The 24,950-nt window shown below is 40.7% G+C and carries 26 protein-coding genes, 1 tRNA gene and 4 pseudogenes; 11 read left to right on the top strand and 20 right to left on the bottom strand.

Annotated elements, in window-relative coordinates:
• Positions 1-263 precede the first annotated feature (263 nt).
• The 4 genes from AC0L6R_RS22265 to AC0L6R_RS22250 all read right to left on the bottom strand — a co-directional run bounded on the left by AC0L6R_RS22265 (position 264) and on the right by AC0L6R_RS22250 (position 2,361).
• On the bottom strand, positions 264-698 hold the full coding sequence (locus tag AC0L6R_RS22265) for a DUF3575 domain-containing protein (protein ID WP_473273201.1): 435 nt from the start codon (positions 696-698) through the stop codon (positions 264-266).
• A gap of 268 nt (positions 699-966) precedes the next feature.
• Positions 967-1,065, bottom strand: coding sequence for a GNAT family N-acetyltransferase (locus AC0L6R_RS22260; protein WP_473273247.1), 99 nt, complete (start codon positions 1,063-1,065; stop codon positions 967-969).
• Positions 1,041-1,403 (bottom strand): GNAT family N-acetyltransferase, encoded by a 363-nt coding sequence (locus AC0L6R_RS22255; protein WP_473273200.1) that lies wholly within the window; start codon positions 1,401-1,403, stop codon positions 1,041-1,043. Before AC0L6R_RS22255 ends, AC0L6R_RS22260 begins: the two co-directional genes overlap by 25 nt.
• Positions 1,372-2,361, bottom strand: a complete 990-nt coding sequence (locus AC0L6R_RS22250; RefSeq protein ID WP_283414835.1) for a PhoH family protein — start codon at positions 2,359-2,361, stop codon at positions 1,372-1,374. Before AC0L6R_RS22250 ends, AC0L6R_RS22255 begins: the two co-directional genes overlap by 32 nt.
• Before the next feature lie 107 nt (positions 2,362-2,468).
• Between AC0L6R_RS22250 and AC0L6R_RS22245 the strand changes: the two are divergent.
• The 5 genes and pseudogenes from AC0L6R_RS22245 (at position 2,469) to AC0L6R_RS22225 (ending at position 4,482) form a co-directional block, all read left to right on the top strand.
• Positions 2,469-3,242: pseudogene (locus AC0L6R_RS22245) on the top strand (SAM hydrolase/SAM-dependent halogenase family protein).
• Positions 3,242-3,541: a putative quinol monooxygenase gene (locus tag AC0L6R_RS22240; protein WP_473273199.1), complete on the top strand. Its 300-nt coding sequence runs from the start codon at positions 3,242-3,244 to the stop codon at positions 3,539-3,541. The pseudogene AC0L6R_RS22245 and the gene AC0L6R_RS22240 overlap by 1 nt, the downstream one beginning before the upstream one ends.
• A gap of 89 nt (positions 3,542-3,630) precedes the next feature.
• Positions 3,631-3,712, top strand: a tRNA-Leu gene (locus AC0L6R_RS22235).
• A gap of 252 nt (positions 3,713-3,964) precedes the next feature.
• Positions 3,965-4,342, top strand: a complete 378-nt coding sequence (locus tag AC0L6R_RS22230) for a hypothetical protein (protein WP_473273198.1) — start codon at positions 3,965-3,967, stop codon at positions 4,340-4,342.
• A 5-nt stretch (positions 4,343-4,347) separates the two neighbouring features.
• Positions 4,348-4,482: a type II toxin-antitoxin system YoeB family toxin gene (locus tag AC0L6R_RS22225; RefSeq protein WP_473273246.1), complete on the top strand. Its 135-nt coding sequence runs from the start codon at positions 4,348-4,350 to the stop codon at positions 4,480-4,482.
• A gap of 58 nt (positions 4,483-4,540) precedes the next feature.
• On the opposite strand, the pseudogene AC0L6R_RS22220 reads toward AC0L6R_RS22225, so the two are convergent.
• From AC0L6R_RS22220 to AC0L6R_RS22210, 3 genes and pseudogenes are all read right to left on the bottom strand, one after another.
• Positions 4,541-7,064: pseudogene (locus AC0L6R_RS22220) on the bottom strand (ABC transporter permease).
• Positions 7,039-7,200, bottom strand: coding sequence for a hypothetical protein (locus tag AC0L6R_RS22215; RefSeq protein ID WP_473273253.1), 162 nt, complete (start codon positions 7,198-7,200; stop codon positions 7,039-7,041). Before AC0L6R_RS22215 ends, AC0L6R_RS22220 begins: the two are co-directional and overlap by 26 nt.
• A gap of 87 nt (positions 7,201-7,287) precedes the next feature.
• Positions 7,288-7,733, bottom strand: a pseudogene (locus tag AC0L6R_RS22210) (ABC transporter ATP-binding protein); the annotation flags it as partial.
• Positions 7,734-7,939: 206 nt separating this feature from the next.
• Between AC0L6R_RS22210 and AC0L6R_RS22205 the strand changes: the two are divergent.
• On the top strand, positions 7,940-8,629 hold the full coding sequence (locus AC0L6R_RS22205) for an arylesterase (RefSeq protein ID WP_473273197.1): 690 nt from the start codon (positions 7,940-7,942) through the stop codon (positions 8,627-8,629).
• A gap of 270 nt (positions 8,630-8,899) precedes the next feature.
• On the opposite strand, the gene AC0L6R_RS22200 is transcribed toward AC0L6R_RS22205, so the two are convergent.
• From AC0L6R_RS22200 to AC0L6R_RS22190, 3 genes are read right to left on the bottom strand one after another with little or no spacing between them, the layout of a single operon-like run.
• Positions 8,900-9,328, bottom strand: coding sequence for a hypothetical protein (locus AC0L6R_RS22200; RefSeq protein WP_473273196.1), 429 nt, complete (start codon positions 9,326-9,328; stop codon positions 8,900-8,902).
• A gap of 60 nt (positions 9,329-9,388) precedes the next feature.
• Positions 9,389-10,096 (bottom strand): hypothetical protein, encoded by a 708-nt coding sequence (locus tag AC0L6R_RS22195; RefSeq protein WP_473273195.1) that lies wholly within the window; start codon positions 10,094-10,096, stop codon positions 9,389-9,391.
• Entirely contained in the window at positions 10,087-10,281 is a 195-nt protein-coding gene (locus AC0L6R_RS22190; RefSeq protein ID WP_283414823.1) for a hypothetical protein, read from the bottom strand. The genes AC0L6R_RS22195 and AC0L6R_RS22190 overlap by 10 nt, the downstream gene beginning before the upstream one ends.
• Positions 10,282-10,567: 286 nt before the next feature.
• Between AC0L6R_RS22190 and AC0L6R_RS22185 the strand changes: the two are divergent.
• The 5 genes and pseudogenes from AC0L6R_RS22185 to AC0L6R_RS22165 all read left to right on the top strand — a co-directional run.
• A pseudogene (locus AC0L6R_RS22185) lies at positions 10,568-11,096 on the top strand (arylesterase); the annotation flags it as partial.
• Positions 11,097-11,263: 167 nt separating this feature from the next.
• Positions 11,264-12,454: a hypothetical protein gene (locus AC0L6R_RS22180; RefSeq protein ID WP_473273194.1), complete on the top strand. Its 1,191-nt coding sequence runs from the start codon at positions 11,264-11,266 to the stop codon at positions 12,452-12,454.
• Positions 12,455-12,575: 121 nt separating this feature from the next.
• Entirely contained in the window at positions 12,576-13,649 is a 1,074-nt protein-coding gene (locus tag AC0L6R_RS22175; RefSeq protein ID WP_473273193.1) for a hypothetical protein, read from the top strand.
• A gap of 114 nt (positions 13,650-13,763) precedes the next feature.
• Positions 13,764-14,786, top strand: a complete 1,023-nt coding sequence (locus AC0L6R_RS22170; protein ID WP_473273192.1) for a hypothetical protein — start codon at positions 13,764-13,766, stop codon at positions 14,784-14,786.
• Complete coding sequence (locus AC0L6R_RS22165; protein WP_473273191.1) at positions 14,783-15,967, top strand: hypothetical protein; 1,185 nt, start codon at positions 14,783-14,785, stop codon at positions 15,965-15,967. Before AC0L6R_RS22170 ends, AC0L6R_RS22165 begins: the two co-directional genes overlap by 4 nt.
• A gap of 62 nt (positions 15,968-16,029) precedes the next feature.
• Here the strand turns inward: AC0L6R_RS22165 and AC0L6R_RS22160 are convergent, their stop codons facing one another.
• From AC0L6R_RS22160 to AC0L6R_RS22115, 10 genes are all read right to left on the bottom strand, one after another.
• Positions 16,030-16,620 carry a porin family protein gene (locus AC0L6R_RS22160; protein WP_473273190.1) on the bottom strand — a complete coding sequence of 197 codons (591 nt, stop codon included), beginning with the start codon at positions 16,618-16,620 and terminating at the stop codon, positions 16,030-16,032.
• 291 nt (positions 16,621-16,911) lie between these two features.
• Positions 16,912-18,297, bottom strand: a complete 1,386-nt coding sequence (locus AC0L6R_RS22155; RefSeq protein ID WP_283414817.1) for a sodium-dependent transporter — start codon at positions 18,295-18,297, stop codon at positions 16,912-16,914.
• A gap of 40 nt (positions 18,298-18,337) precedes the next feature.
• Positions 18,338-19,273, bottom strand: a complete 936-nt coding sequence (locus tag AC0L6R_RS22150) for an SDR family oxidoreductase (RefSeq protein WP_473273189.1) — start codon at positions 19,271-19,273, stop codon at positions 18,338-18,340.
• Complete coding sequence (locus AC0L6R_RS22145) at positions 19,245-20,090, bottom strand: peptidylprolyl isomerase (protein ID WP_473273188.1); 846 nt, start codon at positions 20,088-20,090, stop codon at positions 19,245-19,247. Before AC0L6R_RS22145 ends, AC0L6R_RS22150 begins: the two co-directional genes overlap by 29 nt.
• Positions 20,087-21,016, bottom strand: a complete 930-nt coding sequence (hemC, locus tag AC0L6R_RS22140) for a hydroxymethylbilane synthase (RefSeq protein WP_473273187.1) — start codon at positions 21,014-21,016, stop codon at positions 20,087-20,089. Before hemC ends, AC0L6R_RS22145 begins: the two co-directional genes overlap by 4 nt.
• A complete protein-coding gene (gene rimK / locus AC0L6R_RS22135; RefSeq protein ID WP_283414813.1) occupies positions 21,013-21,918 on the bottom strand; it encodes a 30S ribosomal protein S6--L-glutamate ligase in 906 nt (301 codons plus the stop codon). Before rimK ends, hemC begins: the two co-directional genes overlap by 4 nt.
• A 175-nt stretch (positions 21,919-22,093) precedes the next feature.
• On the bottom strand, positions 22,094-22,531 hold the full coding sequence (locus tag AC0L6R_RS22130; protein WP_283414812.1) for an ATP-dependent zinc protease family protein: 438 nt from the start codon (positions 22,529-22,531) through the stop codon (positions 22,094-22,096).
• Position 22,532: 1 nt separating this feature from the next.
• Positions 22,533-22,874, bottom strand: a complete 342-nt coding sequence (locus tag AC0L6R_RS22125) for a hypothetical protein (RefSeq protein WP_473273185.1) — start codon at positions 22,872-22,874, stop codon at positions 22,533-22,535.
• Entirely contained in the window at positions 22,855-23,676 is an 822-nt protein-coding gene (locus tag AC0L6R_RS22120) for a DNA polymerase III subunit (protein WP_473273183.1), read from the bottom strand. Before AC0L6R_RS22120 ends, AC0L6R_RS22125 begins: the two co-directional genes overlap by 20 nt.
• Positions 23,677-23,687: 11 nt before the next feature.
• Positions 23,688-24,884 carry a GlmU family protein gene (locus AC0L6R_RS22115; RefSeq protein WP_473273181.1) on the bottom strand — a complete coding sequence of 399 codons (1,197 nt, stop codon included), beginning with the start codon at positions 24,882-24,884 and terminating at the stop codon, positions 23,688-23,690.
• Positions 24,885-24,950 lie beyond the last annotated feature (66 nt).

The following is a 24,950-nucleotide window of genomic DNA, read 5'->3' as shown; positions in this document are numbered from 1 at the left end:
GGAAAATAATCCAGCGTTTATGTATCACTAGTTTTCAAACAGCATAAACTCTATAAATGACGCATTCTCTTTTTGATTACTTTGATCTTCGTAAAATCATTTTTTACCACAAAGAAACAAATGGCACAAGGTTTCAACCATTAAAGAATAAGGACTTTTTTCACAGGCTAGTTTGCCGAAAACACCTGTATTAGTTAAAATTTTTAGCATAAAAAAAGAGCCCAAAAAGGGCTCTGTATAGTTATTCGATGGGATGGGAAATCTTAGAATCTATATCCCAAGTTAAAACCAGCATTAAATTCTATTCCGCTAAAGCGATCTGTAACATCATCGCTGAAGTTTCTGCCTACACTAGCAAAAGGGCCAAAAGCGAAGTTTTTTGACAATTCCCATTTGTATCCAGCTCCTGCCCCAAGTATAAATGCCGTCATATCCGTGGTCTGCACTCCTCCACCATCAGCAGGCTCTTCAAAATCACCGAATCGAAGTTTAGCTAAAGGAAATAGAAAGAATCTACCATTATCACCATCTCCAAAGTAAAAATTCATTGAAGCCTGCAAAGAATTAGTCTTGTACTTTTTCCCGTTTTTCTCATTATTAATACCAAAACGATCATTAATAAATCCTTTGAATTCCAAGGAATGATCATCACTCAAATAACGCTCGAATCCTACTTCCAGTGATCCGAACCAGATCAAATTAAGAAAATTAACATGGATTTCATTTGAAAAACCGCCATTTCCCGGAGTGGTGCTTCCGCTACTGGAACATTACATCCTGAGAATATCCTGAAACCACTAATGCCAGAATAAGAGTGAGAGTAAAAGTTATTTTTTTCATCTGTTTATAATTGTTTTTCTATGATCTTAAGGAACCGTGCTTAACTTCTAACCCCCCGAGGGGTTAACGCTTTGGCCATGCTCGATTTCATATTTCCATTATGAGTTGTAAAATTTGCAACAATACTTAAGCCAATTGCATTTTATAGTGCATAATTCCACACTCTTCAAATATATCTCCAGCTTTTTCAAATCCAAACTTTAAATAAAGTGGGACGGCCGAAATTTGAGAAGTGTAGATACTTTTATGTGATCCTTAGCCTCAGGGTTAGTATCAATATCCTTGAGAACAGCGACGACTAATGCCTGCCCTACGCCTTGTCCACGCACTTCTTTTAATACGGCAAAGCGCTCCAACTTCACTCCCTTACTCGTCATCCTCCATCGTGCAGCACCAACCGGCCTATCGTCCAAACATGCCAAGAAATGAGAACACTGACTTTCATACTCATCGTATTCAGCCTGTGGGTTAACGCCCTGTTCTATCACAAAAACCTGCTCTCTGATCTTATATGCAGCCTTCAGCTGATCGTCACGGGTTATTTTTACTACTTGCAGACTCATTCCTTTGCTGTTCTTTGTAATAATGATCTTTTTCGTATGCTTCGATGATAGACTTCACTAATCTATGCCTGATCACATCTTTACCACTTAGATTTACAATGCCAATCCCTTTCACATCCTTGAGGATTTTTAGGGCTTCAGACAAACCACTTTTCTGCCTTACCGGCAAATCCACCTGCGTTTGATCTCCAGTGATTATTACTTTGGAATTTGGCCCCATTCGGGTTAAGAACATCTTAATCTGCTCATTTGTTGTATTCTGAGCTTCATCCAGCAAAACAAAGGCATCATGAAGCGTCCTTCCACGCATGTAAGCCAAAGGGGCAATTTCGATTACTCGAGTTTCCTGGTAATATTTAAGTTTCTCCGGTGGCACCATATCCTGAAGTGCGTCATAGATAGGCCTTAAGTACGGATCCAATTTTTCCTGAAGATCGCCAGGTAAAAAGCCTAAATTCTCTCCTGCCTCCACAGCAGGCCTAGTAATGATAATTCGCTTTACTTCTCTATTCTTCAAAGCCCGAACAGCTAATGCAACTGCAATGTAAGTCTTACCAGTTCCGGCAGGCCCTAAGGCAAAAACCAAGTCATTCTGCATCGCAGATTCTACCAATTTCCTCTGATTGGCTGACTTTGGCTTGATTACGATTCCTTTATTCCCAAAAACAATTACCTGATCCCGATTGGCTTCTTCAAATGGAATTCCTTCCACGTCCAAATAGTCTTTGACATTCTCAGGAGTGATATGACCAAAGCGATCTACATGCTCCAATAAAAGATTGAGAACATCGTTAATTCTCAGGATTTCAGGAGCTCCACCTTGGATTCGTATCTCATTACCTCGGGAAATAATTTTGCTTTGGGGAAAGGCAGCGGCAATTTGCCTGATATTCTCATTGGCTTCGCCTAGGAATTCTGCCAAGGGAACATTTTCTAACGTGATTACTTTTTCGACCAAACTGTTATTATTGATTAGATTATCGTTGAAGGTAGAAGAATAAAATTTCTATTTTTGTTCCAACCCCTCCTAAACAAAAGTACATAAATTTTAATTGACTTGCTTCTATGGCATTGGTGACATTCCTCTCAGATTTTGGGGACAAAGATTACTACGTACCGGCAGTAAAAGCTAAAATGCTTGCCGTAAATCCACAGTTAAACATCATCGACATTTCTCACAATATCGAGGCATTTGATATTGCTCATGCAGCATTTGTATTGCGTTCTACATTTCGAGACTTCCCTAAAGGCACTGTCCATCTTATATCCTTAAATACAACCGGCAGCATCACCCATGGATACATTGGTGTAAAGCTCGAAGAGCACATTTTTGTAGGACCAAATAATGGGATCTTAAGTCTACTGGCGGATCATGAGCCGGGCATTATGGTGCAGTTTGCGGACATACACTTGAAAGATTCAACCTTTCCTACAAAAGATATTTTGGCACCCATCGCTGCGAAAGTTGCCAGTGGAGCTGCCATTCATGATTTCGGTGGACCTTTGAAAAACTTCCGAAAGCTAATGTCCCGCCATCCAAAAGCTACACGCGAGCATATAACTGGACATGTACTACGCGTAGATCGATATGGAAATCTAATCACGAATATTAACAAGGAAGTATTCGATAAGTTTAAACCCAGGCAAATTCACCATTGAATTTGGCAGGGAATCAGTTAACAGATTGAATAATGGATATGACGCAGGGTAGAGCCTGGCGATTGTTTTGCTTTTTTCAATAGCTTGAACCTATTAGAAATTGGGATCAATCACGGACACGGAGGTGATTTACTTGGTTTGAAATATGACAGTGTCGTGTATGTAACCTTCCATCCCTAATGTTAATCCGGATCGTAAGAATGACTTTCAGGCCTGAAGCGGTGGATGAATTCCTGGAAAACTTCAATGCAAACAAGAAATCCATTCGGAATTTTCCAGGTTGCCACCATTTGGAGCTTTGGCAAGATGAAAATGTTAAAAATATTTTCCTGACACACAGTCATTGGGAAAGCGAAGAGCACCTGAATCAATACCGTGATTCTGAGCTTTTTAAATCAGTTTGGACATTTACCAAAGCGCTGTTTTCTGATAAACCTATTGCCTTTAGCTCAAGAAAGTTGGAAGAAGTAGAAAAATGAGTTTGTAGAAAAAAGATTCTTTCTTCATATTTGCATCCCGTTACGCAAGTGACGGAGCCAAGTCAGGTGTAAGGCCAGACTTACCGAATGCCCAGATGGCGGAATCGGTAGACGCGTTGGTCTCAAACACCAATGCCGCAAGGCGTGCCGGTTCGACTCCGGCTCTGGGTACAAAAGCTCGCTGAAAAGCGGGCTTTTTCTTTTTCCGTCATGCAGTCCACATTAATTTAGATTTTAAGCCAATCTGCAGTTATCCAGATAAATATTCCCTATAAGCTGTTTCTTTTTACATGTTGAAACGTCACTCTTTTAAGTTAAAATGAGCCCATTAAAACGGAAAAATTTTGTCATTATTATACAATAGTGTAAATTATTGATAAATTTTAATTGCATTAAAGAAAACAAATTTCTCTATTTGCATAAATGAAAAAAGAAAATCTACACCGAGGATATATTGTAAGTAAAATATTGGACTCTAAGGGAGTTAATATTACTAAGCTTGCCGAGCAAATTGGAATAAGTAGACCAACCCTCTACAACCAAATGAATAGACCAGACATGGCTACTTCCTATATTTTAAAAATTGGTGAAGAATTATCAGAGGATTTCACTAAATGGATCCCAGATCTAAATAACGATTTAATTCAAGAACTAAATCATGATTACAATTCATCAAATTCTAACAAATCGGCAGGTCATTTACAGCTTATAGTCGAGTTGGATGGCACACCGGAAACTCTTTCAATAATACTTGAACGTATTAAACGCATAAATGCAATTCTTCAAGCTGAAAAAATTTAAACCTTATTCTTGTAACCAATAATTCCTATAAAGAACAATTACCACCCTGGCGGTCAAGAAGAATGGACCAAAAACATCGACTATTGTACCGAGTTAAATATGAGGAATTAGAAATAGCCTTGTGCAGACCTCATTATTGATCAAAAAAAGCCCACATTTCTGCGAGCCTTTCAAATTTTACATCTCTAATTTTAGACTTTAAGTCCCCCTCAATATCTCCATAGGAGGCTGATTGATGATCTTCCTTCCATTGAGCCATCCTAGGACTATCGTCAAACCAGTAATGGATAAGTAAAGCACCAAAGCTTCTAACCAAGCTCCTCGGAATGGGATGTTGAATACAAACTCACTCAATAGCCAAGTGGCTCCGAAGGACAAAATAATCCCTGACAGCGACGCTAAACTCCCCAAAAAGAAGTATTCTAATGTATTGATCTTACTTACGATTGCCGAGCTGGCGCCCAAAGTTCTAAGCAGAATACTCTCCCGCATCCGCTGATATTTACTGATTATCAGGGAGCTGATCAATACCAATATGCCAGTAGCAATACTGAAAAAAGCCATAAACTGAATCACAAAGCTGATTTTTCCCAAAATTTCTTCCAGCGTCGCTACAATTGCCCCTAGATTGATAATAGAGATATTTGGAAATTCCCGTACGATCTCTGCCTGCACATCGGCAGCTTCTCTATCATTCTTGGTTTTGGTGATCAACACATGGAATTTCGGCGCCTGATCCAAAACTCCCTCAGGGAATAACACCAAGAAATTGGTGGAGACTTGATTGAATTTTACATCTCTTAGACTTCCTATAAAGGTTTTGATAGGGCGCCCCTGCACATTGAACTCCACTTCATCTCCTATTTTCATTCCGTTGCCTTCGGCAAAACCTTTTTCAAAAGAAACGAAAACACTGTCTCCCCTTGCACCCATTGGGATTAACTCTCCATCGGTTAATGTCTCCGAAGAAATAAGCGAATCTCGGTAAGTAACACGAAACTCTCTATTATATAACCATCTAGAATAGTCCTCTTCATCAGGAAGCTCTTCGTTCTCCTTTTTGTCTATTCCATTGATTTCATTTAGCTGCATCGTCACGATAGGAACTTCCTGCATGATCGGAAGATCCCGTGATAAAATTTTAGCTTTTACATCCTGCAGCTGAGCCGTTTGAATATCAAACATCAGCATGTTCGGCTGATCTTCCTTATCTGCAAATTTTGCCTCTTCCAGCAATTGATTTTGAAGAAAAAAGAGCGTGGAAATCATCGCAGTTCCTAGCCCAATAGTAGCAATCAAGGAAACTGTTTGATTGTTTGGTCTGTACAAATTCGCCAAAGATTGACGCAAGGTGTAGGTAAAAGAGATCGGCAAAAACTTTCTAACAGCCCAGATGATCGCTCGAGCTACTGCCCAGAGAATACCGAAGGCGAAAACCACGAATCCGGTAAAGCCAAATGCGAAATCAACTCGATCCAATAAGTAGAAACTAAAACCCCAGATAAACCCTAGAATTCCTACGATTACTAACCAACGTAGTGGATCTTTCAGCAAAGTAGAATCACCAGTTTCTGGACGCAACGTGGCCATCGGAGATACATTTCTGACCTTCAGTAAAGGCAAGAGAGCAAACAACACCGATACAAACAATCCGGTGATAACACCAAAACCTACTGACAACCAAGATATCCCAAAAGACACTTCAACCGGAAGGAAATCTGCAAAAACAGCCGGAAGTACAAACTGAAGTAAGGTTCCAAAGAAAGCTCCAAGAATAGCTCCGACCAATCCCATGATCATGATCTCAGTCAAATAAATAAGTAAGACATCTCTAGATGAAACACCCAAACAGCGTAAAACTGCCACTGAACTCAGCTTTTCCTTCACAAATACATTCACAGCACTTGCCACACCAACACAACCTAGAAGAAGTGCAATAAAGGCTACCAAGCTCAAGAAGTTTGAAAGGTTTTCAAATGACCGACCAGTAGATCTCTTTCTATCCTCCACCGTGTCTGCATCTACCCGATCTTCTTCCCATACATCTTCATAAGGCTTGATCAAAGCTTCTACATCCGTGCCTACTTCAAACTGAAAGTAGCGACTGTAATTCACTCGGCTTCCGTATTGCACCAAGCCAGTTTTCTTCCAAATAAGCTTTAGGAATATAAACTGCTGGTGCGACAGAAGCGGTAATTCCTGTCTGCCCAGGAACACTTTGCAACTCTCCAACAACTGTGAAAAGAACCTCTCCTACTTTGATCTGATCTCCAACTTCGGCGTTGAACTGAGCCATCAGCGTCTTTTCTACCAACGCCTTTTTCCCACCAGACCTAAAATCCGCATCACCTGACGCAGGAATCGTTTCTAAAAAACCATAAAATGGAAATGCTCCTTCCAGTGCACGAACTTGAGTAAGACGACTTGCTCCTGTCTTAGGAAAAGCAACCATACTCGCAAAATTGACTTCGGAAGCCATTTGTATAGCAGCACTGTCAATCGCCTGCTCACCAATTGGCTTGTTGTTTTCAAGCACCAAATCAGCTCCCAGAAGCTCTTTGGCCTGATTATTAATATCTGCAGTGAGATTTTCTCCAAAGGAACTGATTGCTACCAAAGCAGCAATACCCACGACAATGGAGGAAACAAATAGTAAAAGTCGAGAGATGTTTTTCCGGAAATCCCGGAAAGCCATCTTAATAATCCATCCGAAATCGGGCATCTTCTCCCTCCTGTATTTTACCGCCCTTAATATGGATGATTCTTTGCGTTTTGGCCGCTAGCTCTAAATCGTGCGTCACCAAAACAAGCGTGGTGCCTTCTTCCTTATTCAGGTCAAAAATCAATTTCTCGATCATTTCCCCTGTTTCAGTATCCAGATTTCCAGTTGGTTCATCTGCGAAAAGAATTTTCGGTTCGTTGGCAAAAGCTCTGGCAATAGAAACTCGTTGCTGCTCACCTCCGGAAAGTTGTGTGGGATAATGGGTTCCTCGATCTCCCAAACCAACTTTATCAAGAAGTTCTTGAGCCTTTTTTCGGGCATCTTTACTTTCTTGAGTTCCAAGGGAACCATCACATTTTCCAGTGCGGTCAAGGTTGGCAGGAGCTGGAAATTTTGAAAAATAAAACCTACACTTTGGTTTCTCACTGCTGCGCGCTGATCCTCGGAAAGCTTCTCCAGAGAATTGCCATCTAACACAACACTTCCAGTGGATCCAGAGTCCAGACCGGCGCAAAGTCCAAGTAAAGTGGTTTTGCCACTTCCTGAAGGACCTACTATGGAAATGATTTCACCGGATTTAATGTCAAAAGTAACCTCGTCTAGGACAGTCAGTTTTCTGCTGCCACTTGTATAAACCTTACTCAGGTTTGAAACTGATAAAATATTCATGTGCTGTACTTGGGGGGGAAAGCTGTTGAGTAAAAGCTTAACGGCAATTGCTCTATATAGTTTGTGGAAGTTAACAATCCAACCACAAATCGACAAATAACTTTACAATGATGGTATTTTAAGTACTTGCTTATAATCTTTATCGAACCTTTTACCCTGAAAATCCTTTTGGGTATATAGTTTTACCATTCACAATTCAGATTTCTATGCGATTCAATTTACACCGCTCTTTCTATTTTACCGCAATACTTTTACTTGGATTGTCAGTTTTCTCTTGTTCTGAGAAAAAAGTAGAAACCACCCAAACGGAAGTCACTACAGAAGCAGCTACGGAGACGAAATCAGATGAAAAAATCATCCTATTCTTTGGCAATAGTCTGACTGCCGCCTACGGGATAGATCCTGAAGATGGTTTTGCAGGATTGACCCAGCAAAGAATTGATAGCTTGGGACTGAACTATAGAGTGATCAACGGAGGACTTTCCGGTGAAACTACTGCTGGCGGATTGAGCAGATTGGATTGGTTTCTGGAAGATAAACCGGATATCTTTATTCTGGAACTTGGCGGAAATGATGGCCTTAGAGGAATCAAGCTTACAGAGACAAAAAGCAACCTGTTAAAAATTATAGATAAAGTCAGATCAAAATTCCCTGATACTAAAATCATTTTGGCAGGTATGCAGATTCCACCAAATATGGGGCAGGATTATGCAACTGAGTTTACCAACATGTACCCTGCCGTAGCAGAAGAGAAGGACGTAACACTTATTCCTTTTCTTCTGGAAAATGTAGGAGGAATTCCGGAATTAAATCTGCCTGATGGCATTCACCCAACTGAGGAAGGACATAAGATCGTATTCAAAACTATCTGGCCTTATATAGAAAAAGCTTTGTAATTTTCAATCCAAGACCCTTTTTGTGAAGGTTTACCTTATTAAGGAGTATTACATTTTGAAAAGAATGCAAATTTGAGTCGGTAAATGGAATTTGGGTTTATAAAAGGTGAAATAATCTTCAAAAGCCTACAGACAAAATTCCATCGTCAGCGATCTCTACCTTGAAGAGGTTACAAAATTGGGCTACTTAGTAAGAATGCAATCATACATTAGCTGACGTCGCCTTTGATAAAGAATCTACATCCCAATTCAGACCAGCTTTCCCCCATTTTAACTGGAAGCAATTCGGCTGTCAGAATATCTTCCCCTCGATAGCTCCAAACCTTGGAGTTCATTTTTTCCTAAAAATTCTTCCAGTTCTCGGGTCATATCGATAGCCAGTTTGTGCTTGATCAAATAAGCTGAATTAATCACCAGATACCGGGGATCGTTATTTTCGGGATCTACGAAAAGAAGCTGGGCGATCTGCTCAAACACTGAAATCGGTGGACATGAGGAATCTCCCTCGCTTTCTTCTTCCCTATTCTCTAACTCTAGTGGAGTTAGAGAAAGACCATAGACCTGTACTAAATAATGAAGTGCCTCTCTGGCCTGTACTTCTATGGGCAAGTCAGATTCGAATAATTCAGTAGTTTTCTTATTCAGTTCTGGCTCAGAATCTACCCATTCTTCAAGACTAGGTATGCTAGTTTGTTTCATCGGATTAAAATTAACTTCAAATGAATAGCCAGCTCAGATTACCTCTGGGCTGGATTCTGTTTATTTATAATACTGTTGTCTCAGACCATTGGGACCATACCACTCGTTATCGGACAGTTCTAATGGCTTGAATTCAATACCCTTATCTAGTATTTGCTTTTGTAGCTCATTCTTTAATTCTTCTGAGACTATGAAATCAAAAATTCCGAAGCTCCTAAGAAATAAAAGATGAAACTTGCACGTACTTTTTAAAACGAGGTTTCTTGTAATAATGTAACTCAAGTGACTAAGATTCTTTTCATATTTCTCCAATTCTTCAAGATTCTGAAAAGTAATCGTATTAAGCTTACGCCCAAATTCTAAAGCCCTACCCTCTACTTGCTTTTCTACCCAGCTTTCGTAAAGTTCGAACTTGGATTTTTCGAAATCAACTTGCTGATCATCAAAATGGATCACATCTGTTATCCAAAATGAATCAATGATTTCAGAGCCTTTCATTATAGCACAACTTAAATAAATAAAATTACCAGTTCTATATTTTTCAAGTAGCTCCATTACTCTTGTTGACACTATTTTCCTACTACCCATATCCGGAGATGCAGAATAAAAATTCTTCAATGAAGAATTACTTGTAACTTTTTGAACTGGCGCTTTACCACTACTTGGCTTTCCATCTAGGTACATATAACCCAAAATATTTTGCTCCCCCGGTATGTATACCCTTTTAGTCTCATTAAATATTTTAACCTGAAAATACCTTAGTCCCATGTTGCATTGTTTATTTTTCCACCAGTAGGCAAGTTTTGAATTGCAGCTTTTGCCTTTGAAATCTCATCCATTATAAAATTATTTGCTGCATCAGGGCTAGCATTTCGATTTTTTCTTAGAAAATCATCAAGTTTTACTTTAAAGAAGTCATTGAATACTTGGTGAAAAGTGTTCTGAGATGCCATTACTAGGTTAAAAATACTATACCTATCTTTCTTATCTAGAAAAGGTACAGTGTAGGTTTTTCTTGGGATGGTGTCTTGGGTAAGGAGGTATCATCCAGATCAAAAAGAAAGTCTGAAGCGTCGCGGAGCTGTGCGGATTTAATCACATTTACACCCAGCCTCTTGGGCATCTGGAGTCCGAGGCGCTGCAAATCTGAGTTAGAAGCGGATTTGATCTTGAATGAACTTGTACTTTGTTCTATTACTTCACGCTCTGTAAGTTCTTCTTCTAAAGACTCTAGTTGTCAATAATCTCACAGCTGCTTACGGAATTAACCCTAAAGACGGATTTGCAGGATTGACCCAGCAAAGAATTGATAGCTTGGGACTGAACTATAGAGTGATCAACGGAGGACTTTCCGGTGAAACTACTGCTGGCGGACTAAGCAGATTGGACTGGTTTCTAGAGGACAAGCCAGATGTTTTCATCCTTGAACTTGGCGGAAACGATGGTTTGAGAGGAATCAAGCTTACAGAGACAAAAAGCAACCTGTTAAAAATTATAGATAAAGTCAGATCAAAATTCCCTGATACCAAAATCATTTTGGCAGGTATGCAGATTCCACCAAATATGGGGCAGGATTATGCAACTGAGTTTACCAACATGTACCCTGCAGTAGCAGAAGAGAAGGATGTTACCCTTATTCCTTTTCTCTTGGAAGACGTCAGGAGGAATCCCGGAATTAAATCTGCCTGATGGCATTCACCCAACTGAGGAAGGTCATAAGATTGTATTTGAGACGATTTGGCCTTATGTAAAAAGCCAAATTGAATAATTCCTATTGGACATCAACAGCATTGGCCTGTAAGTCACTTAAAAGGAGACCAATAACTTTTACTTTTAGTAACAAATATTACAAAACTCAGTCAATCAGGCTGAGTTTTTTTTGGTGTCAACTGATTAACTACTATCTTATTCATTTAATCCACAAACCGTATTCAAATGCGTAAAAGCCTATTAATCTTACTTCTATTTAGCTCATTTGGCCTTTTTTCCTGTGAGGAAAAAGAAATTGTTACAGAAGTAGCTCCAATTGAACTTTCCATAGATATGGTTGACTCCTTAGATTTAGAAATCCTCGGCAATCCTTTGATGGCTTCTGTAAACAAGGAGGGCAGCCTTATTTCCTTTTTCGATTTTCCCTCTAGCGAGACTATTATAACAAATTCAAATGGAGAGATCCTTGGTCAATTCTCCAAAAAAGAAGATACGCCTGATGCCTATGGGTTCAAACTGGAATTGCCAGTTCTTTGGGGTGAAGACCGGGTGATCCTCATTGGTATGAGAGGGATTTTCATCTATGACTTGGATGGCAACATGATCAAAAAAATCGATCACGCTGAAGCTATGGGAAGTGCAGGATCCATGTCAATGCCAGGATTAACGGCAAAAATAGTCAGACTTGAAGGGAAAGAATACTTGATGACCAAGTCATTTAGAAGTCGAGACACCTATCCAGGAGAGCAAAAATTTTACGACACCTACAAAGCCGTCGAATTGGTAGATTTAGAAACTGGGGAAATGCAGGACTTTGGGCCCTTTGAAGCAGACACCAAATTCCTAGACGGTATGGGCTACGTGCAAAGCGATTATGCTCCTGCGTTCCATGTAAGGAACGGAAAATTATATCTCTCCCATGGCTCAGACCCAACCCTCTATATTTATGACTTTTCGGCAGAAGAAGCAAAACTCGACACAGCCATTCACTTGGCGATTCCAGATTTTTATGAGGTGGAAGGGCTTCCTCGAAGCGAGTTTTCTCCAGGCAATGTCACCATCAATGGAGGCACAGCAGCTATCAGAAATATTTTGATTCAGGACGGGAAAGTACTGGTCCACTACTACCCAGGCATAAATCCAAAAATCATGGAAGAAGCTAGGGCTCTATGGAGCACAGGGAAGGAAGAGGAGGGCGAGGCGATTTACAATAAAGCGGCTTCTGAAACCAAACCAGGCATACTTGTTTTTGATGAAAAGAGCTTAAACTACCTCGGAACTCTGAGTTTCCCTACTGGTATCAATCCAAGTGGCTTCATGGCAGATGACAACTTTCTCTATTTCCAAAGAACACCCGATCCAGACGTTGAAGAGGATTTTTTAAGAATTTATAAAATGAAATTGACTGAAAAATGAGATATAAAATACTTGTCCTACCAGTTCTTATTCTACTCTTTTCCTCCTGTTCTTCTTCAGATACTACTGAAGAGTCATATGGCCAACAATTTCAACTTTTCACTGGGAACTGGCGGACTCCTTGGATCTAGAATACCTTGGAATTCCTATGCTTACAGATGTTAGTTCAGAGGGCTCCAAATTGATTTTTTTCGATTTCCCAAGCAATGAAATAATTATTACGGATGCTGAAGGAAAGATTATCCACACTTTTTCTAAAGAAGAAGGAGATACTCCAGATGTTTATGGCTTTAAACTCGAATCCCCAGGCTTCTATGGGGAGGATCAGTTAGCTGTCTTTGGAGCAAATGGCTTATTCATTTATGATTTGGACGGAACTATGGTAAAAAAAATATCTCATCCTGAATCATTGAGCACGTTATCGTCCCGCACTATTATAGGAAAATCACTCGAATCAGCTACTATTAGCGATAAAACTTATCTCCTTCCAATATCAGTGCGTCCAGACAATTCCTTTCCGGGCGAGCAGGAATTCTACGAAGAATATCGGGCATTGGAGCTCGTGGATGTGGCGAACGAAACCATGACTGAAATTATTCCTTTTGAGAAAGGAAGTCATTTTTTGAATGGAAAAGGGTTTAACCCAAGTGACTACAGTCCTGCATACGAAGCCAATGGAGAAACATTATATGTGGTACACGGCGGAGACCCCCAGCTTTATGTTTACCAGCTAAGTACCGCCGCCGCAAAGCTTGATACTGTTATTCAGCTAAATATTCCTGGATTTCTTAAACCTGAAGGAAAGGAACGGGAAAAATTCAAGGATGGGAAAATTGAAAACCGGGGAGGCACTGCAGCGATTAGAAATATTCATATTCTTGATGATTTGCTGTTACTGAATTTCTATTCTGGAAGGGATCCAGTTAAGTCTAAGGAGGTTGAGGCTTTGTGGATGGATGGAAAAGAAGAGGAAGCCAGAGCTATGTCTTTAAAAATAGAAGAGGAAGTTTCGAAAGGAACACTAGTGTATGATTTAGCTGATCTTAATTATCTAGGAACTTTGCCGCTACCTACCAACACCGTAGGCCAAACTTATGCCAGCGGAGGAGGTTTTGCATGGTTCCAACGACTTGGAGATCCGGATATAGAAGAGGATTTTTTAAGAATTTATAAAATGAAACTAACTAAAAAATGATTTACAGACACATTTTAATTGCCTTTTTAGCTTACAGCTTTCTGAGCTGTTCCTCCTCAGAAAAATCCGAAAAAGTAACATCTGAAACTTCAACTAAATGGGAACTCCAAGTTCTTGATTCTATCTCAGGTGGATTATATGGGAAATATTTCCACTGGAGATTTTAGAGATGGAATGGGTTTGCTATATGATTATACCGCGAATACATTAATCAAAATCGATTATAGAGGACAGGTCCTCTCCACCAAAGCATTTCCCAAAGACGGCCCAAATTCAATTTCTTTTATTTCTACTATCAAATTTGATCCAGATGGCAATCCTTATATAGGAGGCCACGATGGCCCTTATTTCGAGTTGAACGAAGATCTATCTGTGAAAAGAAAAATCGAAATGCCATTTGCATCCCAATCCTTTGGGGGCCTGATGGATGCGAAATCATTCGAGTTCTGGCAGGATAAAATAATTCTTTACTATACAGGAAGAGATGAAGTGGGACCTTTTACAGAAAATTATTTAAGAGACTATTTCTTGCTGGAAATGCTTAATCCTGCCACTGGAGAAAGCAGTCCCCTAATCCGAACTCCTGAAACCTCAAAATTCAGTACGGGCTTACTCTACGAAAGGCCTTCTATATCATTTACGACAGTTGAAAATGACTTATTACTCTACTTCAACAACGAACCCAAGATCCACAGATTTAACTTGCTTGACTCCGGGAAGCACATAGGGACCCTAGATCTTAACCCTTCGAAATTTATTGAAGCCCCGGAGTTGAAAGATAAATACGAAAATTATGGCTACGAAAAATTGGTCGAAGGAAATATTTTTGGAGTATTTGCAAATCAGAAACACCTTGTAGTCCACTATTCAGAAGGGATTTCAGAGGATGTTTTCGGCTCACAGAACTTCACGTTCCCTGAGGATTTCCCTAGATTAGCAGAATTAAACCAATCCTATTTCAAAATGTATGACGCTGAAAAAGGATGGTCAAATGAGGTTCCAATTCCTAAAAAAGTTAAGCAAATCTTTGCTATAGAGAATCCTACCGACCCGTTTTTTGCCCTCCGAAACGACGAGTACATAGGTGAAGAGCAGGATTATTTAACTTTTTATAAGCTTCAATTGGTACAAAAATGAAAAACCTAAGCCACCTATGCCTCCTCGCCCTTTTTGCGCTCACATTAGCCTGCTCAGGTAAAGAAGAAAAAACCCAAACCTCCACGCCGCTTTCAGAACAAGCGTTAGAGTTTGAAATCTATGATTCGCTCGTGGTGGACTATCTCGGGAATCTCACCTTGATGGATATTAGTCCGGACAGAACTACATTTTTGCTCTCTGACTCCAATACTGACACGCTTTTCGTGACTAATTCAGATGGGGAAATTCTTCACTATTACATGCTTAAAGGTGAAGGCCCAAACAACTATGCGGGAAACCGAACTGGAATCGCCAAATTTTCAAGCAATTCTGAATTCCTTATCCCGACCTCGAGAGGGGTTTATTCCTATAATCTGGAAGGTGAATTACTAAAAAACTACGAACCAGACTTTATTTCTTCAGTCAGTTTGATCATAGGTGGAGCCAATAACAGTGTGATCCATGACAATAAATTTTACACCAATCTCACTGGACGTCATGCTGAAAAATTTGGACCCCAAGGTGTAGAATTTCAACAAAACTCAAAGCAGCTTGAAGTGTTAGATTTAGAAACAGGCTCATATTCTCCACTAATCCCTTTCCCGAAAGCATCAAAATTCAGCAGTACTGAGAAGTCCTATCCTTTGCTGAACTTCCACTTGAACTTAAGTGCTACAGAAGACTCACTTTTTATAAATTTCAGAAATGAGCCAAAAATCTATGGATACGCTTTTGATCAGCTCGACTCGACTAGTGCTCCAAACTCCGTAAAATCAATTCCCTTGACTTCATTTATAGAAAAGGTGCCGAAAGAAAACAGTAAAGAAAATTCATTTGATATTCGAGACTTCTTTCTTGGGACGATCAATAGCATTATCGCAGTAGAGGACAATCTCTTTTTAGTTGATTTCTTGGCCGGCTTGTCCGATGAAGCCTATGAGGAAGCCAACTCAAATGCTGGAGGAGACATCAATAAAATATTTGACGAAGGCAGTAAATTCAATACACAAGGGAAAGTACTTTTTGATGGAACAAGCATCAGCACACTTATCTCCAAACCAGAAATATTAGGCAATCTGAATAAATACATCACAAAAGACGAAATCTGGTTTTCACTTAATTTCTCGGAGGCGGAAAACGACTATTCGGTGATTTACAAAACAAGATTAGTTGAAAAATAACCCCATAAAAAATCCCGATTGAAATTCATCAATCGGGATTTTTAAGGTCCATTCCAGTGAGGTTAAAATAATTTGAAACCCACCGAAAGGATCCACTGGTTCGTCCGTTGATCAGTACTGAAATTCCCCACATTGCTACTGAAGCTATTGAGAGAACTCTCGTACTTAGCATCAATAATCAGGTTGCCAATATCCAAACCTAGACCAGCTTGATATCCAATAGTAGCATCATCATATTCTACATCCTGAATCGTGTTACCTGCATCTTTCAGCTCAGAATTCACATTTATGCTAGCTATTGGGCCAGCTTGAATCCTCAAAAGATTAAACATCTTAAAGCCAACCATCACTGGAATATCCACACGATTAAAATCCGCTTCATATTGGTCAATTGCCCCGACCCCCTCATCAAAGGAAAACTGCCCTTGTGTTTGCGTATACAGCACCTCAGGTTGCAAATAAAGTGGACCAAGGCCGATTCTAGCGAATAAACCAACATGGTAACCAAATTTGGAATCACCGTTTTTAAATTGATCCTTTTTAAAGTTCAGGTTTGTTTGGCTTAGCCCAACTTTGGGACCTAGAGAAAAGCCCTGCGAATAGCCAGTTAGCGCAAATGCCAACAGAGCCAGAGAAAGAATAAGTTTTTTCATGATGTAGTATTTTTTGGTTTAGTAAGCTTAGTAACGAAGGATTTTAAGAAAAATTAGCAATTCCCTTGCCAACAAGGATAATTAAGTGGAAGGTTTGATGTAAAAAGTCATCAGCAATAAGTCTCAGTGATCAGTCGACAGACTCCAATGCTAAAGGAACATTCGGCTAAATTAGAAAAAGTCAGCAGTGCGACCTTCGTGAACTTAGCAGCTAAAAATGTAGATGGTATCATAAATAAAAAAAGGAAGCCCGAAGACTTCCTTTTCAATTTCTATATGAATGTATTGCACTTAGGCTGCCTGAGCAGTACCAAATAAGCCAACCATATTCAGAATAAGTAGAATAATTACGATAGGACAAATCCACTTGACGAAGAACATCCAACCTGCTCTGAAAGGACCTTTGAAACTAGGAGCTCCCAATCTCAACTCATCCGCATAATCAGAGATTTTCGAAGCCCAGCCTGTGTAAAGCGCCAGCATCAAACAAATCACGATCACCGCAAACGTACCAAACACAAAATCCATGATGCCGAAGAAACCTTCGAGCCTATTGCCAAAGAAATTAATATGAAGTGAATTAAAGAAAGTGCCTGGAATCTGAGACAACGCAGATGGAACAGAAAGCGCCATGGCAGCCAAACCTATAGTCCAAGTTGCTTTTTTTCTACCCCACTTTCTGTCATCGATCATATAGGCTACTGGCACCTCAAGCATAGATATAGTAGAGGTCAATGCTGCTACCATCAGAAGAATAAAGAACAAGGCTCCTACTACGTGTCCGCCTGGCATTGCGGCAAATACTTTTGGCAACACATCGAAAACCAATGCTGGACCTGCAGCTGGATCTTTTCCAGGAAGCAATGCAAATAGCGCTGGAAACACCATCAAACCACCCAATAAGGCAACTGATGTATCCATACCTGCAATCCATCCTGCAGATTGTATAATGTTAGACTTCTTAGGTAAATAAGAACCAAATGTGATCATCAAACCCCAACCTACCGACATGGAAAAGAAAGCTTGACCAAGTGCCTGAAGTATAACAGCTGCATTAATTTTACTGAAATCTGGCTTTAAATAGTACTCGATACCAGCTCCTGCGCCTTCCAAGGTAACTGCTCTGCCAGCAATGAAAATGATGATAATAAAGAGTACTGGCATCAAGAATTTAGATGCTTTCTCAATACCTCCAGACACTCCACCCAAGACAATAAGGATGGTCATTAATATGAACAAAAATGTCAATGGAATCACATACAGCGGTGTCTCCACAAACTCCGCAAAGTCAACTGGAACATTGATGATTTCTGTGATAATATAGCCTACAGTCCAACCAGCAATAACTGAATAGTAACTAAAAACGAAAAAACATACTAGCACACAGAGAACGCCTGCAAGCTGCCAAAATTTATTTCCACCAGTGTCTCGTATAGCTCCGATTGGGTTTTTACCGGATTTTCTTCCTAGGGCTATTTCGTTAAATAGTAGCGGGAGCGCGATAAAAAGCACACACAGTATGTAAACAAATACAAAGGCGCCACCTCCATTTTCACCCACTAAATAGGGGAATCTCCAAATGTTCCCAAGACCTACGGCAGAACCGGCTGCGGCCATTATGAATCCTAAACTAGAACCAAATTCGCCTCTTTCTTCGGTTTCGTTGATTGCTGCCATAAATTATTTTAAAGTTAAATTAGGGTAAATAAACTGCATTTTAAGAGCGGGCTAAGATAATTTGTTTTGCCAAAATACCAATTGCCGTTCGGAAACTTTTCGGTTCAAAACCAAGCTCTTCCCGAGCTTTTGTGATGATAAATCCCGTTTTTAAAGGTCTTTTTGCTGGCTGAGTAAAGGTGGTTGAATCTGCTCGTTTGATTAAATCTTTGTTCAGCCCAAAGTAATCGGCGGTGATATTTGCCATTTCATAAGGTGTCAAAAAGTCGGGCCCAGAAATATTGTATATGCCTTCCGCTTCTTGCTCAGCTATCAAAATACATCCTGTCGCCAAATCCTCAGCAAGGGTTGGCGTACGGAATTGGTCATCCACAACCTGAATCTCTTTTCCAGCTTCCAAAGAAGATTTCACCCAAAGAATAATATTCGTCCGGCTCATATCGTGAGCTATCCCAAAAACCAAAACGGTTCGTGCAATCGACCATTTGGTTTTGCAAGCCATCACCAGCTGTTCCCCTTGGAGCTTAGTCTCTCCGTAGTAATTTACTGGAGCAGCTTCAGCATTTTCATCCAATGGCCCTTCTTCTCCTGAGAAAATGAAATCTGTGGAAACAAAAATAAAATGAGCTTTTGCCACTTCTGCAGCCTTAATCAAATAAGCAGTCGCATTGACATTGGCATCGTAGCAAGCTTCTTGGTTCAATTCGCACTGATCCACATGAGTCATTGCAGCACCATGAATAATTACATCCGGCTTGATCTCGCCAAGCGCTTTTTCCACGCTAGACTCATCGGTGATATCAACTGAAACGTATTCGAAGCCTTCACCTGGCAGCCTGCATTCTCCTTTGCCACTAGCAAACACCTGAATGGCTCCCTTTTCCACCAATTGAGCGACAAGTTTCTGTCCAAGTAATCCATTCGCTCCAGTGATAAATACTTTCTTTTTACTTGTCATCTGGGAAGCTGTAGTCATAGTCTTTTTCAATTTTCTTACGGGACATTTTCTCTACTTTCACCGTCATATAAACTGTCTCAATTGGCTTATCTCTGGTGTTAGTAGCCACATTAGATATCTCTTCAGCCACTTCCAGCCCCTGGATCACTTCTCCGAAAACGGTGTATTCCTTATCCAAATGAGGCACTCCACCTACGGTGGTATATGCTTCAATTTGCTCTTTGGTAAATTCCTTCGTCAAATTCACATTCAGAGAGGACTCTAATTCATCTCTCATGGAAAGGATCATTGTAGTCAAACTATCATACTTCTGCTCATTGTAAAGGCGGATGTATTCATTCTTCAATTCTGCCTGACTGCCCAGCTCCATGTATTTCATCAGCGACTTCTGAAGCTCCTTCATATCAGTAGTCAATTCCAGTTCGTCATAAACCTTCCCTATAGTGATATAAAATTGCGAACCATTTGAGCGTCGCTCAGGATTAACAGAGTCTGGCTGTCTTGCCGCAGCAATCATCCCCTTTCTATGATAATACTTAGGTCTGATCTCAGCTGGCAAAGTCGGCCACTCCTGGGGAGGAAGATTTTCCTTCGTAAACACATCACCACCTTGAATCATGAAGTTCTTCATCACTCGCTGAAATTCTGTGGAGTCAAATCTTCCCGCTTCAGCCAATTCTATAAAATTGGATTTGTGCTCAGGAGTATCGTCAAAGAGTACTGCCACGATATCCCCGTGGCTAGTCTTGATGGTGACTAAGTAATCTTTGCTTCCAGCACAGGAAAAGAAGCAGGCACAAAAAAAGAGAAAAAGTAAGGTTCTTAGGAATCTCATTTATTTAAGGTTGATTTAATTTGATCTAATATGACTTTTCCGCCTGCGGCAAAAACTTGGTCAGCAAGTTCCTGTCCTAACTTTTCTGGCTGGCTGGCATCTCCATTTACGACAATAGAAATCCGCTCTTTGCCGTCTAAGCTCACAATCCCGCCTTTTAGGCTAAGCTGGTCTTTTGTAATATTTGCTAGCGCAAAAACCGGTATGCTGCAACCCCCTTCCAAAATTCTCAGATAAGCTCGCTCAGCACGAAGCCGAAAGGAGGTCTCTTGATGATTACAAGCAGCAGCGATTTTTGACTTCAATTCCGAATCAAGTATGGTGGCCACTTCGATGGCAACAGATCCTTGCCCGACTGCCGGAGTAAATTCATCCAAATCCAATTCCGCCACGATCATATGGTCATATTCCATGCGATGCGCACCTGCATAAGCAAGTAACAAGGCATCACAAAGTCCCTCCTCCATTTTGCGGATTCGAGTCTGTAGATTCCCCCTAACCTCCACTGTCTTCACATGTGGGTAAAAATGCTTCAACGTAGAAACGCGGCGAGTGGAAGAAGTTCCTAATACAACATCCTTCTTAAGAGAAACGGATTTGTCATGAGAGACAAGCACATCGTTTTCCTTTTCCCGCTCGGTGAAAGCAATGATTTCAAAGCCTTCTGGCAAATTAGACTGCATGTCCTTTGCACTATGAACGGCTATATCGATCCGGCCATCCAGCAATTGATCTTCCAATTCCTGCGTAAAAACACCTTTACTGCCAATTTTCGCAATGGAAACATCAAGGACTTGATCACCTTTCGTATCAATGATCACTATCTCTGATTCCAGCCCGGCTTTTTGCAAAAGCTCCTCCACATGATAAGCCTGCCAAAGTGCTAACTTACTTCCTCTGGTGCCTATTTTTACTACTTGACTCATTGACTCGAAATCTTTAATGGACGCTTATTTACGCCTTCTTCTATGAATTTTATTATGGATCCAGCGACATCGATGCCCGTAGCTTTCTCTATTCCTTCTAGTCCGGGGGAACTATTCACCTCCAAAATCAGCGGGCCTCGGGCAGATTGAAGCATATCAACTCCTGCCACATCCAAGCCAAGTGATTTGGCAGCAGCTAAGGCAGCAGCTTTCTCAGCCCGGCTTAATTTGATGACAGTTGCCTTGCCACCTCGGTGAAGGTTGGAACGAAACTCCCCTTCAGCTCCTTGGCGCTTCATCGCTCCGACTACTTTCCCATTCACCACAAAAGCTCGAATATCTGCTCCTTTGGCTTCCTTGATGAATTCCTGAACGATAATTCTTGCCTTCAATCCATGAAATGCTTCAATAACGGACTGGCTCGCTTTTCGCGTTTCTGCCAAAACTACCCCAAGTCCTTGCGTTCCTTCTAATAATTTGATGATCAAGGGCGCTCCACCGACATGCTCGATAATTTGTTTTTCTCCTCCTTTGGAGAAATTAGTAAAGGCTGTTTTGGGCATACCAAGTCCTGCACTAGACATGATCTGAAGGCTACGCAATTTATCTCTGCTACGGACGATGGCTTGAGAATTCACCACAGAAAAAGTGCCCATCAACTCAAATTGACGAACCACTGCCGTTCCGTAAAAAGTAACTGAAGCACCGATCCTAGGAATAACGGCATCTACTCCCAGTACTTTTTCTCCTTTATGAATAATGGACGGACCATCTTGCTCAAGAATCAAATCACAGATGCTATGATTGACGATTATTCCCTCGTGGCCTGCTGCTTTAATCGCTTCCAGCAGGCGCTTGGTGGAATATAAATTTGGGTTTGTGGAAAGGATTGCAATTTTCATCTGTTAATAATTGATTATTTATGGTCAGATAGCCTGTCTCGTTTTTTTTTTCGGGAGTATCTCGCAATGGATAAGCATCTCTTTGGATATCGCTGGAATTATGCTCGATTTCATAGAGAAAATTTTTAGGTAATTGGAGCTTTCAGCAAGGATTGTTAGGTAAATCTGACTTTGATTATTTGTTCCGATAAGGTTTAGCCAAATTGATTTTGGATACATCTACAAGGAAGCGATTTTTGAGTATTTTCCGACCGAGAAGAATCGCATTTCTCATACTCGACCGATCGGATAGTGTGAACTCCGCCGAGTAACTTTCTCCAGCCAGCTCAAAGGTAGTCTCGATCAAATAACGAACCTCAGCATGACCGAAGGAGTTTTTTACTTTTTTCTCTCTGAACTCTTCAAAGGTAACTATCTCGCCGGTATAAGATTTATGCCCGGGAAGAAGTGGCTGAAACTGCAGAACTCGCTTTCCATTTACCTCTAATACTTCCAAATTCTCCGCATGAATACTGCTTGTGTAGGCTCCGGTATCGACTTTGGCCCAAACCAGCGACAGTCCTAAATCAGGAAGTGATACTTTCTCTTTTCTACCAATTACTTTTTGCTCCATATCAGCTTATTTTCGCCATCAATCTGGTCACATTCATCGATAGATCTGTGAAGATGAATTTGGCGTTACCGTTTCGTTCCAAATGATAATGAGCAGTATTGAAATCACCATATAATTTCCCTACATGCTCCTCCTTGAGGATCTTACCGGAAATATTATTGACGAATTTACGATCCTCGTCATGCGTACGTAGCAACTCCTCCAACCCTACATTTTTCAGCAAAATCTCTCGAAGTACGTTTAATCCTGTGAGTAAAAGTGATTTTTGGGCTTCTTTATCCGACTTGTGAAAGTCATCCGCAAGTCCAAAAATACTTTTGAAATCAGCTTTGTAGCAGGACAAAAACCATTCTCTGATTTTTTTGACCTGGAGATCTTCTACCTGGTCTGACGAGTCGGTAGGCTTCACGCATATTGCCATCTGCTAGCATTGCGATCTGATCTGCAGATGCTTCGTCACAAAGTCCCTTCTCGAGCAAATGACTTTTGACTTCTTCATCAGAAAACCCCCGAATCGTAACCTTTTGAGTTCTGGAAAGTATCGTCGTCAACAACTGATCGGCAGCTCCAGTCACCAAAATAAAAAGCGTTTTAGGCTGTGGTTCTTCGAGAATTTTCAGAAGGGCATTTGCGGCAGAAGGGTGAAGAAATTCCGGTGACCAAATCATCATGATCTTATAGCCACCTTCAAAAGACATGAGTGAAAGTGCCTGTATGATTTTACGGGCTGCCCCTTTGGAGATATTTAACTGCTTCTTTTCAAAATTATTAAAGTAGATGAAATCATGGACATTACCATAGGGCTGCTCCGTAGCAAACTTTCGCCAATTGGTCAATAGATCTGTTTTTTCATCGTCCTCTTTTTCCTTTTCATCCTCTTTACCCTTTGCAATTGTAGGAAATGCGAAGTTCAAATCAGGAATTACCAATCGACTCATCCGCTGGCAGGAAGCGCAGGTCCCACAAGAATCTGAATCACTTGGGTTTTCACAGTACAAATAAGTGCACAGCGCCAATGCCATAGTAAGATTAGCGGAGCCTTCCGGTCCATGGAATAGCAGTGCATGCGCCAAATGATTGTTTTTGACGGCATTGATGAGGTTTAATTTGGTTTCGGGAAGACCCGGTATAGCTGCGAATTGCATGAATTAATTAATCAGGATGAGGTTTCCCAAATTCTATAGTTTTTGGACATTTCGAAAATCATACGTAAGATTTCTTGTTCTTCCGCATTCAACTCAAGTCCTCTTCTCGCCACTACGGCTTTTGCTGTCTCTAGAAATTTCGGGAACAAAAAGGTAGAGAATCCTTCCTCTCCACCCCAAGCAAATGAAGGGATAAATTTACGCGGAAATCCTGGACCAAACACATTGGATCCAATACCCACGACTGTCCCAGTGTTGAACATGGTATTAATACCACATTTGGAATGATCGCCCATCATGAGTCCGCAGAATTGCAAACCAGTATTGGAGTAATTCCCAACGGTATAATCCCAGAGTTTCACTGGTGAATAATTGTTTTTCAGGTTGCTGGTATTCGTGTCAGCTCCCATATTACACCATTCTCCGATTACAGAATTGCCGAGAAACCCTTCGTGACCTTTGTTGCTATAGCCAAAGATCACCGAGTTGGATAACTCCCCTCCCACTTTGGAGTGTGGGCCCACGGTGGTATCACCTTTTATTTTAGCTCCCATATTTACTGTAGAGCTTTCGCAAAGCGCAAATGGCCCACGAATCAAAGCTCCTTCTTGGATCTCGGTGTTTTTACCAATGTAAATTGGGCCGTTTTCTGCATTCAAAATCGCCGCTCTAATGACTGCCCCTTCTTCAACGAAGATGTTTTCGGGAGAATATACTTTAGTATGAGGATCTGTGATCTGCGCAGATTTTCTGCCTTTAGTCAGCATCTCAAAATCCTTTTTGATTTCAGCCCCATTAAACTGGAAAATATTCCAAGTCTTCAATACTAATGTGGGTTCAAAATCGAGCTGGACAATTTCTTTGCCCTTCACTGCCACTAAATTTTTCTCCGTTTCGCCGATATAGGTTGCGATCAGGGTCTTTCCGAAATACAGCGCCTGAGTTGATGTAATGGATTTCAATACAGCTAGACTTCTAATGTCTGGCAGCCAAGCGCCATTTATAGCCAGCGCTTTTCCAGATTTTCGAGGGTATTTCTTTTGAAGGTAGTCTTGGGTCAGAAATGAAACTGAAGCACCGGTGATCTTTTCCCATTTTTCCGACACCTTCAGTATCCCTACGCGGATTTCCGCTACTGGTCGGGTAAAAGTAAAAGGAAGTAACGAGCCGCGAATAGCAGGGTCATCAAACAATAAAATTGAGTCCATGAGGCAAAAATAAAAAAGTCTCCCGGAATCCATGCTCCGGGAGACTTTTTAGCCTGAGATATAGAA

The sequence above is a fragment of the Algoriphagus sp. 10J20-15 genome, assembly GCF_055809615.1.
This window is presented reverse-complemented; position numbering and strand designations above follow the sequence as displayed.